The organism is Streptomyces sp. NPDC048192 (assembly GCF_043202415.1).
Classification (GTDB): domain Bacteria; phylum Actinomycetota; class Actinomycetes; order Streptomycetales; family Streptomycetaceae; genus Streptomyces.
The window spans coordinates 46,061-60,228 of sequence record NZ_JBIDAL010000010.1 but is presented as its reverse complement, the minus strand read 5'-3'; the positions used below and the strand labels follow the sequence as shown (position 1 = coordinate 60,228).

The following is a 14,168-nucleotide window of genomic DNA, read 5'->3' as shown; positions in this document are numbered from 1 at the left end:
CTCGCGCAGTTCCCCGCGCGCCTTCGGGGCGCGGCAGTGCCGTCCCCGGATACGCGAAGGCCCCCGGTGCCTGAACGGCTCCGGGGCCTTCATCGCCGCACGAACGCTACGCCTGCGGGAGCTTCTCCAGCTGGGCGGTGATGCGGGTGATGTCCTCCTCCGCCTTGGAAAGGCGGGTGCGGATCTTGTCCACCACGTGGTCCGGCGCCTTCGCGAGGAAGGCCTCGTTGCCGAGCTTGGCCGTGGCCTGGGCCTTCTCCTTCTCCGCCGCCGCGAGGTCCTTCGCGAGGCGCTTGCGCTCGGCGGCCACGTCGATCGTGCCGGACAGGTCGAGCGCGACCTCGGCGCCGGCGACCGGCAGGGTGGCCGTGGCCGTGAAGTCCTCGCCCTCCGGCTGGAGGCGCAGCAGCTGGCGGATGGCGGCCTCGTGCGGGGCGAGGGCCGTGCCGTCGAGCGTCAGGCGGGCCGGGACGCGCTGGCCGGGCTGCAGGCCCTGGTCGGCGCGGAAGCGGCGGACCTCGGTGATGACCGACTGGAGGGTCTCGATCTCCTGCTCGGCGGCCCGGTCCCGGAAGCCGCTGTCGCCCGGCCACTCGGCGATGACGAGGGACTCGCCGCCCGTCAGCGTCGTCCACAGGGTCTCCGTGACGAACGGGACCACCGGGTGCAGCAGCTTCAGGGTGACGTCCAGGACCTCGCCCAGGACCCGCTTGGAGACCTCGGCCGGCTCGCCGCCCGCCTGGAAGACGGTCTTGGACAGCTCGACGTACCAGTCGAAGACCTCGTCCCACGCGAAGTGGAACAGGGCGTCCGACAGCTTGGCGAACTGGAAGTCGTCGTAGTAGGCGTCGACTTCGGCGACGACGGAGTTCAGGCGGGAGAGGATCCAGCGGTCCGTCGCCGACATCCTCGACGCGTCCGGCAGCTCGCCCTCCACCGTGGCGCCGTTCATCAGCGCGAAGCGGGTGGCGTTCCAGATCTTGTTGGCGAAGTTGCGGGAGCCCTGGACCCAGTCCTCGCCGATCGGGACGTCGACGCCGGGGTTGGCGCCGCGCGCGAGGGTGAAGCGGAGCGCGTCGGAGCCGTACTTGTCCATCCAGTCCAGCGGGTTGACCGCGTTGCCGAAGGACTTCGACATCTTCTTGCCGAACTGGTCGCGGACCATGCCGTGCAGCGCGATGGTGTGGAACGGCGGGGTGCCGTCCATCGCGTACAGGCCGAACATCATCATCCGGGCGACCCAGAAGAAGAGGATGTCGTAGCCGGTGACCAGGACGGAGTTCGGGTAGAACTTCGCGAGCGACTCGGTCTGTTCGGGCCAGCCGAGGGTGGAGAACGGCCACAGGCCCGAGGAGAACCAGGTGTCCAGGACGTCGGTGTCCTGGTGCCAGCCCTCGCCGGTGGGGGGTTCCTCGTCGGGGCCGACGCAGACGACCTCGCCGTTCGGGCCGTACCAGACGGGGATGCGGTGACCCCACCACAACTGCCGCGAGATGCACCAGTCGTGGAGGTTGTCGACCCAGTCGAAGTACCGCTTCTCCATCTCCTGCGGGTGGATCTTGACGCGGCCGTCGCGGACGGCGTCGCCGGCGGCCTTGGCCAGCGGGCCGACCTTGACCCACCACTGCATCGACAGACGCGGCTCGATGGTGGTCTTGCAGCGCGAGCAGTGGCCGACGGAGTGGACGTACGGCCGCTTCTCGGCGACGATCCGGCCCTCGGCGCGCAGCGCGGCGACGATCGCCGAGCGGGCCTCCAGGCGGTCCATGCCCTGGAACGGGCCGTGGACGGTGATGACGGCGTGCTCGTCCATCACGGTGATGGACGGCAGATCGTGCCGCTGGCCGATCTCGAAGTCGTTCGGGTCGTGGGCCGGGGTGACCTTGACGGCGCCGGTGCCGAACTCCGGGTCGACGTGGGTGTCGGCGACGACCGGGATGGAGCGGTCGGTCAGCGGGAGCCTGATGAGCTTGCCGACCAGGTGCTTGTAGCGCTCGTCGTCGGGGTGGACGGCGACGGCGGTGTCGCCGAGCATCGTCTCGGCGCGGGTGGTGGCGACGACGATGGCGTCGTCCCCGTCGCCGTACTTCATGGAGACGAGCTCGCCGTCGTCGTCCTGGTACTCCACCTCGATGTCCGAGATGGCCGTCAGACAGCGCGGGCACCAGTTGATGATGCGCTCGGCGCGGTAGATCAGCTCGTCGTCGTAGAGGCGCTTGAAGATGGTCTGGACGGCCTGGGAGAGGCCCTCGTCCATGGTGAAGCGCTCACGCGACCAGGCGACGCCGTCGCCGAGGCGGCGCATCTGCCCGCTGATCTGCCCGCCGGACTCGGCCTTCCACTGCCAGACGCGCTCGACGAACGCCTCCCGGCCGAGGTCGTGCCGGGACTTGCCCTCCTTGCCCAGCTCCCGCTCGACGACGTTCTGCGTCGCGATGCCGGCGTGGTCCATGCCGGGCTGCCACAGCGTCTCGTGGCCCTGCATGCGCTTGCGGCGGGTCAGGGCGTCGATGAGGGTGTGCTCGAAGGCGTGCCCGAGGTGCAGGCTGCCCGTGACGTTCGGCGGCGGGATGACGATCGTGTACGGCGGCTTGTCGCTCTTCTCGTCCGCCTCGAAGTAACCCCGCTCTACCCAGCGCTCGTACAGCGGCCCCTCTACATCGGCCGGCGCGTACTGGGTCGGCAGTTCGGTGGCGGGCGCGGGTGGCTGCTGCTGAGCGTTCTCGGTCACGGGGGTCAGTTTAGAGGTGTCACGGGCCGGTCCCGAAACGCGTTTGTTCTGTAACGGTGCGGCCCCCGGTGCCGTGCGTTTCCCGGGCCTGGGCCAGGATGTCAGGAACACATAAGCATCCAAGGGGGAACCCAGAAATGAGCAACAACCAGCCGGGCCCGTACGGCGGGCAGCCCCAGCAGCCGGGTCCCTACGGCCAGCAGGGGCAGCCCGGTCCGTACGGCCAGCCGGGGCCCTACGGCCAGCCGGGCCCGTACGGCCAGCAGCCGCAGGCCCCGCAGCCCGGCTACGGCTACCCGCAGCAGGCGCCTCCGGCCGCGCCGCCGCAGCCGGGGTACGGCTACCCGCAGCAGGGCGGCTACCCGCAGCAGGGTGTGCCGCAGCAGCCGAACCCCTACGGCCAGCAGCAGCCCTACGGCATGCCGCAGGCGCCGGCTCCGGCGGGCGGCAAGAAGAAGACGGGCCTGATCATCGCCGCGGTGGCCGTCGTGGCGGCCGTGGCGGTGGGCGCGTACTTCGTGATCGGCGGGGGCAGCGGCGGCAGCGGAAGCGTGGCCGACGACGGCCCGCACAAGCTGGTCGCTCAGGCGACGGTGATCAACGGGACGTACAAGAAGTCGGAAGACGACTCCTCCGACCAGGGCATGAGCCAGGACGACCTGAAGAAGACGGAGGCGCTCGGCGTCGAGAACCCGAAGGACGTGAGCGCCGGCTACACCTCCGGCTCGGGCTTCACCGCGAAGAACCTCAGCTTCTCCGGGGTGTACGGCACGGTCAACGACCCGGAGAAGGTCGTCGACGGCATGTTCACGATGATGAAGGAGGAGTCGCAGAAGGACACTTCTTCCTCCAAGGGCAAGCTTGTCGGCAGCCCGCAGAAGATGTCGCCTTCCGGCTTCTCGAACGGCGTCATGAAGTGCCAGTCCATCGAGAGCAGCGAGTCGGGCAAGACGATCACCATGCCGGTCTGTGCATGGGCCGACCACAGCACTGTCGCGTACGTCATCTCGTTCGACATGGCGGGAATGGCTGCGGGGAAGAGCACCTCGATGGAGGACGCCGCCCAGCTGGCCGCCAAGCTCCGCAACGACGTGCGGGTGAAGGCCTGACGCTGTAGGTCTTACGCGAAGGGGCCCCGGTCGGTCGACCGGGGCCCCTTCGGTGCTTCTGCGGAGGTTACGCCGACTTCTGCTCCCCCGAGCCCCGGCCGCGGGCGTCGCGGGGGATCAGGGTCGGGTTGACGTTGGAGAGGACGACGTCGGCGGTGATGACGACGCGGGCCACGTCCTTGCGGGACGGGACCTCGTACATGACGCCCTGGAGGACTTCCTCCATGATGGCGCGCAGGCCCCGGGCGCCGGTCTGGCGGAGGATGGCCTGGTCGGCGATGGCCTCCAGGGCCTCGCGCTCGAAGTCCAGCTCCACGCCGTCGAGTTCGAAGAGGCGCTGGTACTGCTTGACCAGGGCGTTGCGGGGCTCCACGAGGATCTTGAGGAGGGCCTCGCGGTCGAGGTTGTGGACCGAGGTGATCACGGGCAGACGGCCGATGAACTCGGGGATCATGCCGAACTTGACCAGGTCCTCCGGCATGACGTCCTCGAAGACGTCCTTGGACTCCAGCTCGCGCTTGGACAGGATGGTCGCGCCGAAGCCGATGCCCTTCGCGCCGGCCCGGGCCTCGATGATCTTCTCCAGGCCCGCGAAGGCGCCGCCCACGATGAACAGGACGTTCGTCGTGTCGATCTGGATGAACTCCTGGTGCGGGTGCTTGCGGCCGCCCTGGGGCGGGACCGAGGCCGTGGTGCCCTCGAGGATCTTGAGGAGGGCCTGCTGCACGCCCTCGCCCGAGACGTCGCGGGTGATCGACGGGTTCTCGCTCTTCCGCGCGACCTTGTCGATCTCGTCGATGTAGATGATCCCGGTCTCGGCCTTCTTGACGTCGTAGTCCGCCGCCTGGATCAGCTTCAGCAGGATGTTCTCGACGTCCTCGCCGACATAGCCCGCCTCCGTCAGCGCCGTCGCGTCGGCGATCGCGAAGGGGACGTTCAGCATGCGGGCCAGGGTCTGCGCGAGGAGGGTCTTGCCGGAGCCCGTGGGGCCCAGCAGGAGGATGTTGGACTTCGCCAGCTCGATGGCGTCGTCACGGCCGCTCGCGCCGCCGTTCTCGCCCGCCTGGACCCGCTTGTAGTGGTTGTACACCGCGACCGAGAGGGCCTTCTTCGCCGCTTCCTGGCCGACCACGTAGCCCTCGAGGAACTCGTAGATCTCGCGGGGCTTGGGGAGTTCCTCCCAGCGCACCTCGCTCGTCTCGGCGAGTTCCTCCTCGATGATCTCGTTGCAGAGATCGATGCACTCGTCGCAGATGTACACACCGGGCCCTGCGATGAGCTTCTTGACCTGCTTCTGGCTCTTGCCGCAGAACGAGCACTTGAGCAGATCGCCGCCGTCACCGATGCGTGCCACGGTGTGCTTCCCCTTCGCCTGGGAGACGCCCGGACACTTTCGAGTCCAGCGGCTCCTGGTGCTGCCTTATGTCGACGGTACCTTGCCGGGCCCCGTGTTCGGGCCCCCCTTGGCAGGGTTCACTGTGAGGTGGGCCCTGCCAAGGGGGCCCGTGGTATGCCTGCCGCGTCAGCGGACCGCGGCGTTGTTCAGCTTGCGGGTGGAGATGATCTGGTCGACGAGGCCGTACTCCAGCGCCTCCTCGGCCGTGAGGATCTTGTCCCGCTCGATGTCCTCACGGACCTGCTCGATCGGCCGGTTCGAGTGCTTGGCCAGCATGTTCTCCAGCTGCTCACGCATCCGGGTGAACTCGTTGGCGATGATCTCCAGGTCGGAGAGCTGGCCGCGGCCGGTGGAGCCCGCCGGCTGGTGGATCAGCACACGGGAGTTCGGCAGCGCCATGCGCTTGCCGGGCGTACCGGCGGCGAGCAGGATGGCCGCGGCGGAGGCCGCCTGGCCCATGCAGACCGTCTGGATGTCGGGCTTCACGAACTGCATCGTGTCGTAGATCGCCGTGAGGGCGGTCATGTCGCCGCCGGGGCTGTTGATGTAGATCGAGATGTCCCGGTCGGGGTCCATCGACTCCAGGCACAGCAGCTGCGCCATGACGTCGTTGGCGGAGGCGTCGTCGATCTGGACGCCCAGGAAGATCACGCGCTCCTCGAAGAGCTTCGCGTACGGGTCGTACTCGCGGATGCCCTGGGAGGTGCGCTCGACGAAGCGCGGGATGACATAGCGGCTGTCGGGGCGGGGCCCTTCGTACATGCCGCTGGCGGCGCCGGGGAAGTTGCTCATGGGGTTCACCGTCCTGGTGGCGTTCGGGGGGCTGGTGTCGTCGCGGTGCGTGGCGTGGCCGGGCCGGTCAGGCACCGGTGCCGCCGCCTCCCGGAACACCCGAGGCGTGCGTGATGATCTCGTCAATGAGACCGTACTCCTTGGCCTCCTCCGGGGTGAACCAGCGGTCGCGGTCGCCGTCGCGGATGATCGTCTCGACGGTCTGGCCGGAGTGGAGCGCGGTCAGCTCCGACATGCGCTTCTTGGTGCGCATCAGGTACTCGGCCTGGATCTTGATGTCCGAGACCGTGCCGCCGAGGCCGGCGGAGCCCTGGTGCATCATGATGTCCGCGTGCGGGAGGGCGAAGCGCTTGCCCGCGGTGCCGCCGGTGAGCAGGAACTGGCCCATCGAGGCTGCCATGCCCATGGCGATCGTCACCACGTCGTTCGGGATGTACTGCATGGTGTCGTAGATCGCCATGCCGGCCGTCACCGAACCGCCGGGGCTGTTGATGTACAGGTAGATGTCCTTGTTCGGGTCGGCGGCCAGGAGGAGCATCTGGGCCGTGATCTTGTTGGCGATGTCGTCGTCAACCTGCTGGCCGAGGAAGATGATCCGCTCGTTGAGCAGCCGGTTGTAGACCTGGTCGCCGAGGCCACCACCGATGGAAGGCTCGCCGGCGGCGGAGGGCATCAGATTCGTCACGTATCCACCTGCTCGTCTTGCGACGGCGCCGGGCCGTCTCATTGTTCTGCCTTTCATGGACCCTAACGCGATGGTCCCTTCGGGGAATCCCGGGAATGCGGGTGTTCGCCGGGGGCGTAGCGCGTGGGGCTCCGCCGAGTGCCGGGTGCGGTCTGCGGGGTCCGCGTACGACGAACGGGCCCCGGGGACAGTCCCCAGGGCCCGTTGTACGTGCCTTGACGGCGCCGTAGGGCTGCTCAGCCCTCGGCGTTCTCCTCGGAGGTCTCCGACGCCTCGGCGGCCTCGGCCGGCGTCTCCTCGTCCTCCTCGTCGTCCAGGTCGACGATCTCGCCGTTGGTGTCCTTCACCGTGGCGGCCTCGACCACGACGGCCAGGGCCTTGCCGCGGGCGACCTCGCCGACCAGGAGCGGCACCTGGCCGCCCTCGACGACGGCCTGGGCGAACTGGTCGGGGGACATGCCGGAGGAGGCGGCGCGCCGCATGAGGTGCTCGGTGAGCTCCTCCTGGTTGACGTTGAGCTGCTCCTTCTTGACCAGCTCGTCCAGGACGAACTGGGTCTTGATGCCCTTGACCGCCGCCTCGCGGGTCTCGGCGTCGAACTCCTCGGCGGTCTTGCCCTGGATCTCCAGGTACTTGTCGAGGGTGAGACCCATCTGCCCCAGCTGGTGGTGCTCCAGGTTGTGCTTGCGGGTGTTGATCTCGTCCTCGAGCAGCTTCTCGGGGACCGGGACCTCGACCAGCTCGAGCAGCTTCTCCAGGACGCGCTCCTGGGCCTGGGTGGCCTGGTCGAACTGCTTCATGTTCGCGAGGCGCTTGCGGCTGTCGGCCTTCAGCTCCTCGAGGGTGTCGAACTCGGAGGCGAGCTGCGCGAAGTCGTCGTCCAGCTCGGGCAGTTCGCGCTTGGCGACCTGGGTGACCTTGACGGTGACCTCGGCCTCCTTGCCCGCGGCGGAGCCGCCCTTCAGCTCGGAGGTGAAGGTGGCCTCCTCACCGGCGGACAGGCCCTTGACCGCGTCGTCGATGCCGTCGAGGAGCTCGCCGGAGCCGATGGTGTAGGACACGCCGTTGGCGATGCCGTCCTCGAGGACCTCGCCGTCGATCTTGGCCTGCAGGTCGATGGTGACGACGTCGCCGTCCTCGGCGGCGCGCTCGACGGGAGTGGTCGACGCGAAGCGCTCACGCAGCTGCTCCACGGACTTCTCGACGTCCTCGTCGGTCACCTCGACGGCGTCGACCTCGACCTCGATGCCGGAGTAGTCCGGGATCTCCAGGGCCGGACGGACGTCGACCTCGGCGGTGAAGTTCAGCGTCTCGCCGTCCTTCAGCTCGGTGATGTCGACCTCGGGCTGGCCGAGCGGGCTCAGCTCCGCCTCGTTGACCGCCTCGGTGTAGAACTTCGGAAGCGCGTCGTTGACGGCCTCCTCGAGCACGGCGCCCCGACCGAACCGCTGGTCGATGACCCGGGCGGGGATCTTGCCCTTGCGGAAGCCCTTCACCGTGACCTGCTGGTTGATCTTCTTGTACGCCGCGTCGAGGCTGTCCTTGAGCTCCTCGAAGGGCACCTCGACAGTGAGCCGAACCCGGGTCGGGTTCAGGGTCTCCACGGCGCTCTTCACGGTTCGGTCTCCTTGTGGCTGACTGCTTGGGTTCTGCCGGAGCCAGACAGGTCCGGCGGATTTCGCCGCCCGGAGGAGTTCATAGGCCGTGAGGGCCGGACACACGGGCGCGCAGCTTGCATAGTAACCGCAGCCGGTCAGCGCCCCAAAAGGCGATCATCGGGTGCCGTCGGGCCGGTGGTCGGGGTGGCGGGATTTGAACCCACGGCCTTCCGCTCCCAAAGCGGACGCGCTACCAAGCTGCGCCACACCCCGTCTGGTGCGACACGTAGGGTACATGCACCGGGCCACGGCGTCGGCCGCATTCCGCGAGGCCGCGCCCGCCGGGCGGCCCCGCGGCGGCTTACCGGATCAACTCGTTGGCCTCCGCGGCGGCCGACCCGCTACGATGCCTTCCAGTGCCGCGGTCACCGACCTGCGGCGCACTGTCGCGGGCGTAGCTCAATGGTAGAGCCCTAGTCTTCCAAACTAGCTACGCGGGTTCGATTCCCGTCGCCCGCTCTTGGCGCCGAAGGCCCGGGTGAGAGGTTGGTTTTCCCTCTCCCCGGGCCTTCAGCCGTTCCGGGGGCCGCGTGCGGGACGGGACCCGGGAGGGTGACGGGGCGGGCGGCGGGACCGGGGCCGGCCGGTTGGGCGGCGTACACCGCCGAACCGTCGCGCGCTGTGCGCACGCCATCACATTTGCCCGCGGCGCCGGCGCCCGCTCCGCACCCGCCGCCGGCCCGGACGCCCGTGCACCCGCCCGGTCCACCCCCACGCCGTACACCCGACCCGGTCGACCCCCACGCCCTACGCCCCGGTCGGCCCGGAGGCCGTACGCCGCCCCGTCGGCGCACCCCCCCGGCGGCGCGCCGTCAGAACTTGATCGAGCTGATCGAGTCCGCTATCGAGTTCAGGAAGCGGTCGATGGACGGGGCCATGCCGGTCGACGCGAGGAAGAAGCCGAAGAGGACCGCGACGATCGCGGGGCCCGCCTTGATGTTGCCCCCTCTCAGGAGCACTACAAGGATGATCGCCAACAGCAGCACCACAGACAGTGAAATGGCCACAACTGATCACACCCTCGGTCGGTCCGCTCTCCCGGCCCGGAGGTACGGCCCGCGCACCCCCGCCAGAACCATCGTGCCACCAACCCGGCCCGCCCATGCGGACCGTGACGCAACGTCGGACACCCGACCGCTGCGGGCGATGCGCCGCACGGGAATTCGGCCGGGCCGCCGGTGCGTGACCGGCGCGGGAATTACGCGACTTCGTTGCTGTCTCCACACATCCTGTGCGCAGGTAATTCGAATTGATGGCACAGAGACGCCGTATGCCCCATTTAGTGCGGATGAATCGGGACATCGAGGGTGATCCTGCGGCTCCCGTGTTCCTGTCATCACGTGGACAGGGCAGGCAAGTTCTGTAAATCAGCGGGTACCCGAACGGGATAACCAGGAATGACTGCCGGGGTTTTACGAAATCCCATGGACAACGCTAGGGTGCCTGAGATGTTTGACGCCGCCTCGTCTCCCGGCCAGAACCGCAGGCCGCTCCCCCCGGCGCAGTCGCCGGCGGCCGGAGTGCCCGGTCCGCGTACCCCGATGAGTGCGCAGGAGGGTCCGGCGAACGCGGACAGACCCGGTGAAAAACCCGGCAGTCGGCAGCCGGGCGGCAAACAGCGCGACGCGTTCTTCGACAACGCCAAGTACCTGGCGATCGTGCTCGTCGCGATGGGTCACTCCTGGGAGCCGCTCAAGGGCGACAGCCGGATCCTGGAGGCGCTCTACACCGTCGTGTACTGCTTCCACATGCCGGCGTTCATCATCATCTCGGGCTACTTCTCGCGCAGTTTCGACATGCGCCCGGACCGGCTGAAGCGGCTGATCACCGGTGTCGTGGTGCCGTACGTCCTGTTCGAGACGGCGTACCCGACGTTCAAGAACCTCATCACGGGCTCGCACGAGGAGATCAGCCTCCTCGACCCCTGGTACCTGACCTGGTTCCTGGTCGCCCTGTTCGTCTGGCGGCTGACGACGCCGATCTGGAAGCTGGTGCGCTCGCCGTTCGCGGTGGCCCTCGGCATCGCCATGCTGGCGTCCGTCACCCCGAACATCGGCGACGACCTGGACCTGCAGCGCGTCCTGCAGTTCCTGCCGTATTTCGTGCTCGGCCTGTGCATGAAGCCCGAGCACTTCCAGCGGGTACGCCGCCGCTCGGTGCGGATCGCCGCGGTGCCGGTGTTCGCCGCCGCGCTGGTGGTCGGCTGGTGGGCGGTGCCGCGCATGAACACCGCGTGGTTCTACCACCGTGACGCGGCGCAGGAGCTGGGCGCGCCCTGGTGGTGCGGCCCGGTGATGACGCTCGCGCTGATGGGCTGCTCGCTGCTGCTGACGGCCTGCTTCTACTCCTGGGTGCCGAGCCGCAGGACCTGGTTCACGGCCCTGGGCGCGGGCACCCTGTACGGCTATCTGCTGCACGGCTTCCTGGTGAAGTTCGCCGACTACCGCGGCCTGTTCGACCACGCCTGGCTGCACCGCCCGCTGGGCGAGATCCTGGTGACCCTCCTCGCGGGGGCCGCCGTCACCCTGCTGTGCACCAGGCCCGTCCAGCGGGTCTTCCGGTTCGCGATGGAGCCGCGGATGGAGTGGGCGTTCAAGCAGGACCCGGCCGAACTCGCCCGCCGGCGCGGGCAGAAGGAACGCGAGCGGGAGAAGGTCGGCGCCTAGGCTGGCTCCGGCAGACCGAGAAGGGCGCGCATCCGGGCGTACTTCTCGGTCAGCCGTGTCCGGGTCGGCTCGTCCAGGACGGCGAGCCGCCGCGGGTCGGCGTTGTGCGCGAGGTCGGCCTCCTTCACCAGCCGCGCGCCGTCCGTGGCGAGGATGCGCCGGGCGTACGCCTCCGGCTCCTCCCCCGGCCGTTTGGTGAGGGCGTCCACGATGGCCTTCGTCCGCGCGGTCAGCGCCGCCTGTTCCAGCCACCGGCGGCTGAGCGCGTCGTCCTCGACGGCGTCGTGCAGCCAGGCCGCGGCGATCTGCTCCACGTCGCCGCCCCGGGCGCGCACCCCGGCAGCGACGGCGGCGAGATGCTCGGCGTACGGCCGTCCCGCCTTGTCGGTCTGGCCCTCGTGGGCCGCGCGGGCGACGGCCTCGACCTGGGCGAGCGTGAGGGTGGTCATCGCCCCAGTGTGGCCCGGAGCGCCGCTCAGCGGGGCGCCGCCGTCGCCTGGCGGCAGATCAGCAGCAGGGCCCGGTCGTCGTTGACGTCCTTCGCGACGGCCTCGATGAGGTGCCAGGCGGCGCCGTGGAAGCCGCCCGCGACATAGCGGTCGGCCTCGCCGGTGAGGCGGTCGATGCCCTCGACGATGTCCCGGTCGGAGGTCTCCACCAGACCGTCCGTGAACAGCATCAGCACGTCCCCGGGGCGCAGCGAGCCCTTCACGGGGTCGAACTGGGCGCCGTCGTACACGCCGAGCAGCGGCCCCTCGGCGGCCTTCTCCTCCCAGCGTCCGCTGCCCGCGCTGAGCTGCAGCCCCGGCGGATGGCCCGCGGAGTACAGCTCGTAGTCCCCGGAGTCGAGGTCCAGGACGAGATGGATGGAGGTGGCGAAGCCCTCCTCCCAGTCCTGGCGGAGGAGGTAGCCGTTGGCGGCCGGGAGGAAGGCGTGCGGGGGCAGGGAGCCCAGCAGCCCGCCGAAGGCGCCCGACAGCAGCAGGGCGCGCGATCCGGCGTCCATGCCCTTGCCGGACACGTCGGTGAGGACGACTTCCAGGGTGCGGCCGCCGTTCGTCCGGGCCGCGACGACGAAGTCACCGGAGAAGGACTGCCCGCCGGCCGGCCGCAGCGCCATCTCGTGGTGCCAGCCCTGCGGCAGCTTCGGCAGCTTGCTCTGCACCCGGATCCGCTCGCGCAGGTCGAACAGCATGGTGCCGCCGCGCCGCCAGGGCACCCCGACCCGGCTGCGGAACTGGGCCGTGAGCAGCCCGAAGAAACCGCAGGCGGCCACCACCAGCACCACACCGGGGGTGACCCGGGAGGGTCCCTCGGTGTAGGGGCCGAGGCGTACCGACTCCACGATCAGCGCGGTGGCGCCGGCCGCGTACAGGCCGAGCAGGCTCGCCGGGCGCAGCAGCAGCCCGCCGGCGACGATCGGCAGCACCAGGGTGGCCGGGGAGCACCACACCGAATCGACCAGCGTCATGGCCATGAGGACGGGGATGGTGAGCAGCAGTCCGGCGAACGCGATCCAGTCGGAGCCGTCGCCGCGGAAGTAGTCGACGGCGCTTCTGCGCAGGCCGGTGCGGGCCCGGTGCCACTGCATCTTCCACCGGGCCGTCAGCGTATCGGCCTTCGATCGCCGCTCTCGTCCTGCTGCCATTAGTTCGCGACCCTATCCATCGGACCGGCTGCCTGGCACGGGAGGTCCCACTTGTCCCCCGTGCGGGGCGGGCTTCGCGGTGCGTCTCACAGTGAACGGCACCCGGGCCCGCTCGCGCCGCCGCGTGCGGGAAATTCGCTGGCCCGGCCCGCGGCCCGCTGATAGGCATGGCCCATGGGGTCTGACCGGGTAACCGAGTTGAGGGTGCTGCGCGAGTCCGACTGGGACCGGTGGTACGACGTGCTGTACCGCGCCTTCGGTGCCCCGCCGGCGCCGGCCGAGGAGCGCGAGCTGGACCGGTCGCTCACCGAGTTCGACCGCTCCGTGGCCGCCTGGGACGGGGACGAGATCGTCGGCACGTCGGGCGCGTTCAGCTTCCGGATGACCGTGCCGGGCGGGGCGGCGGTCCCGGCGGCCGGGGTGACCATGGTGAGCGTGGCGGGCACGCACCGGCGGCGCGGGGTGCTGACCGCGATGATGCGCCGGCAGCTGGACGACGTACGGGCGCTGGGCCGCGAGCCGCTGGCGGTGCTGACCGCGTCCGAGCCGGCGATCTACGGCCGCTTCGGGTACGGCGCGGCGACCTTCCGTACGAGCGCCGAGATCGACACGGGCCGGGTCACGCTGTCCCTGCCGCCCGGCGTGGACGACGTACGCCTGCGGTACGCCTCGCCCGCCGAGGTCCTGCCGGCCTGCGAGGCGGTGTACGCGGCGCTGGTGCCGCGGCGGCCGGGGATGCTGGCCCGGTTGCCCGGCTGGGAGCGGACGGTTCTCCTCGACGCCGAGAGCGCGCGGGAGGGGGCGTCGGCGCTGCGGTGCGCGGTCGCCGAGCGGGACGGTGAGATCACCGGGTACGTGCGGTACAGCACCAAGCTGGGCTGGGGCGAGAGCGGGCACGACGGCACGGTGAAGCTCAAGGACCTGGCCGCGCTCGATCCGGTGACGGAGGCGGCGCTGTGGCGGTTCCTGTTCGGCCTCGACCTGATGACGACGCTGTCGGTGCCGTCGCGGCCGGTCGACGACGCCTGGCGGTACCTGGTCTCGGACCCGCGCCGCTGCCGGCCGCGCCTGCGGGACGACGCGTACGTCCGGCTCGTCGAGGTCGGTGCGGCACTGTCCGCGCGCACCTATCAGACGCCGGTGGACGTGGTGCTGGAGGTGGAGGACGCCTTCTGCCCGTGGAACGCGGGGCGCTGGCGGCTGACGGGCGACACCAAGGGCGCGTCGTGCGAGCGCACCGCCGACGCTGCCGACCTCTCCCTGTCCGTACGGGAGTTGGCGGCCGCGTACCTCGGCGGGGTGACGCTGCTGTCGCTGGCGGCGGCCGGCCGGGTGCGGGAGCTGCGGCCGGGATCCCTGACGGAGGCGTCCGTGGCCTTCGGCTCTCCGGTGGCGCCCTGGCTGCCGCACGGGTTCTAGCCCGCCGCTCCTTGTTCCGGACGGCGACGATCCCGACGGCGTTCCCGACGACGTTCCCGACGGC

Annotated in this window: 11 protein-coding genes and 2 tRNA genes; 4 read left to right on the top strand and 9 right to left on the bottom strand. The window is 69.9% G+C overall.

The window, feature by feature from the left end; all coding sequences use genetic code 11:
• Nucleotides 1-106: 106 nt before the first annotated feature.
• A complete protein-coding gene (locus ACGFZN_RS22560; protein WP_393860260.1) occupies nt 107-2,731 on the bottom strand; it encodes a valine--tRNA ligase in 2,625 nt (874 codons plus the stop codon).
• A 137-nt stretch (nt 2,732-2,868) separates the two neighbouring features.
• On the opposite strand from ACGFZN_RS22560, the gene ACGFZN_RS22555 reads away from it, so the two are divergent.
• Complete coding sequence (locus ACGFZN_RS22555; RefSeq protein ID WP_393860259.1) at nt 2,869-3,840, top strand: hypothetical protein; 972 nt, start codon at nt 2,869-2,871, stop codon at nt 3,838-3,840.
• Between the two features lie 67 nt (nt 3,841-3,907).
• Here ACGFZN_RS22555 and clpX read toward each other — a convergent pair whose 3' ends face one another.
• The 5 genes from clpX to ACGFZN_RS22530 form a co-directional block, all read right to left on the bottom strand.
• The gene (gene clpX, locus ACGFZN_RS22550; protein ID WP_225100891.1) at nt 3,908-5,194 is read right to left on the bottom strand and encodes an ATP-dependent Clp protease ATP-binding subunit ClpX; all 1,287 of its coding nucleotides are present in this window, start codon (nt 5,192-5,194) and stop codon (nt 3,908-3,910) included.
• A 168-nt stretch (nt 5,195-5,362) separates the two neighbouring features.
• Nucleotides 5,363-6,028, bottom strand: a complete 666-nt coding sequence (locus tag ACGFZN_RS22545; RefSeq protein WP_059249543.1) for an ATP-dependent Clp protease proteolytic subunit — start codon at nt 6,026-6,028, stop codon at nt 5,363-5,365.
• Nucleotides 6,029-6,095: 67 nt separating this feature from the next.
• The gene (locus tag ACGFZN_RS22540; RefSeq protein WP_393860519.1) at nt 6,096-6,701 is read right to left on the bottom strand and encodes an ATP-dependent Clp protease proteolytic subunit; all 606 of its coding nucleotides are present in this window, start codon (nt 6,699-6,701) and stop codon (nt 6,096-6,098) included.
• Between the two features lie 248 nt (nt 6,702-6,949).
• Nucleotides 6,950-8,329 carry a trigger factor gene (tig, locus tag ACGFZN_RS22535; RefSeq protein ID WP_393860258.1) on the bottom strand — a complete coding sequence of 460 codons (1,380 nt, stop codon included), beginning with the start codon at nt 8,327-8,329 and terminating at the stop codon, nt 6,950-6,952.
• Between the two features lie 178 nt (nt 8,330-8,507).
• Nucleotides 8,508-8,584 (bottom strand) — tRNA-Pro (locus tag ACGFZN_RS22530).
• Between the two features lie 175 nt (nt 8,585-8,759).
• Between ACGFZN_RS22530 and ACGFZN_RS22525 the strand changes: the two genes are divergently transcribed.
• Nucleotides 8,760-8,830, top strand: a tRNA-Gly gene (locus tag ACGFZN_RS22525).
• Between the two features lie 353 nt (nt 8,831-9,183).
• Here the strand turns inward: ACGFZN_RS22525 and ACGFZN_RS22520 are convergent.
• Nucleotides 9,184-9,378 carry a hypothetical protein gene (locus ACGFZN_RS22520; protein ID WP_055703542.1) on the bottom strand — a complete coding sequence of 65 codons (195 nt, stop codon included), beginning with the start codon at nt 9,376-9,378 and terminating at the stop codon, nt 9,184-9,186.
• A gap of 534 nt (nt 9,379-9,912) precedes the next feature.
• Here ACGFZN_RS22520 and ACGFZN_RS22515 point away from each other — a divergent pair.
• The gene (locus tag ACGFZN_RS22515) at nt 9,913-11,037 is read left to right on the top strand and encodes an acyltransferase family protein (RefSeq protein WP_393860257.1); all 1,125 of its coding nucleotides are present in this window, start codon (nt 9,913-9,915) and stop codon (nt 11,035-11,037) included.
• Here ACGFZN_RS22515 and ACGFZN_RS22510 read toward each other — a convergent pair.
• Nucleotides 11,034-11,486 carry an HD domain-containing protein gene (locus ACGFZN_RS22510; protein WP_393860256.1) on the bottom strand — a complete coding sequence of 151 codons (453 nt, stop codon included), beginning with the start codon at nt 11,484-11,486 and terminating at the stop codon, nt 11,034-11,036. The genes ACGFZN_RS22515 and ACGFZN_RS22510 overlap by 4 nt on opposite strands.
• 26 nt (nt 11,487-11,512) lie before the next feature.
• Nucleotides 11,513-12,685, bottom strand: coding sequence for a PP2C family protein-serine/threonine phosphatase (locus tag ACGFZN_RS22505; RefSeq protein WP_393860255.1), 1,173 nt, complete (start codon nt 12,683-12,685; stop codon nt 11,513-11,515).
• 174 nt (nt 12,686-12,859) lie between these two features.
• On the opposite strand from ACGFZN_RS22505, the gene ACGFZN_RS22500 reads away from it, so the two are divergent.
• Entirely contained in the window at nt 12,860-14,104 is a 1,245-nt protein-coding gene (locus ACGFZN_RS22500; protein ID WP_393860254.1) for a GNAT family N-acetyltransferase, read from the top strand.
• The last annotated feature ends 64 nt before the right edge of the window (nt 14,105-14,168 follow it).

What these genes read in the sequence shown, in the direction of transcription:
- ACGFZN_RS22555 (WP_393860259.1), top strand. Translation starts at nt 2,869, where the DNA reads ATGAGCAACAACCAGCCGGGCCCGTACGGCGGGCAGCCCCAGCAGCCG.
- ACGFZN_RS22545 (WP_059249543.1), bottom strand. Translation starts at nt 6,028, where the DNA reads ATGAGCAACTTCCCCGGCGCCGCCAGCGGCATGTACGAAGGGCCCCGC.
- ACGFZN_RS22540 (WP_393860519.1), bottom strand. Translation starts at nt 6,701, where the DNA reads ATGCCCTCCGCCGCCGGCGAGCCTTCCATCGGTGGTGGCCTCGGCGAC.
- ACGFZN_RS22515 (WP_393860257.1), top strand. Translation starts at nt 9,913, where the DNA reads ATGAGTGCGCAGGAGGGTCCGGCGAACGCGGACAGACCCGGTGAAAAA.
- ACGFZN_RS22510 (WP_393860256.1), bottom strand. Translation starts at nt 11,486, where the DNA reads ATGACCACCCTCACGCTCGCCCAGGTCGAGGCCGTCGCCCGCGCGGCC.
- ACGFZN_RS22505 (WP_393860255.1), bottom strand. Translation starts at nt 12,685, where the DNA reads ATGGCAGCAGGACGAGAGCGGCGATCGAAGGCCGATACGCTGACGGCC.
- ACGFZN_RS22500 (WP_393860254.1), top strand. Translation starts at nt 12,860, where the DNA reads ATGGGGTCTGACCGGGTAACCGAGTTGAGGGTGCTGCGCGAGTCCGAC.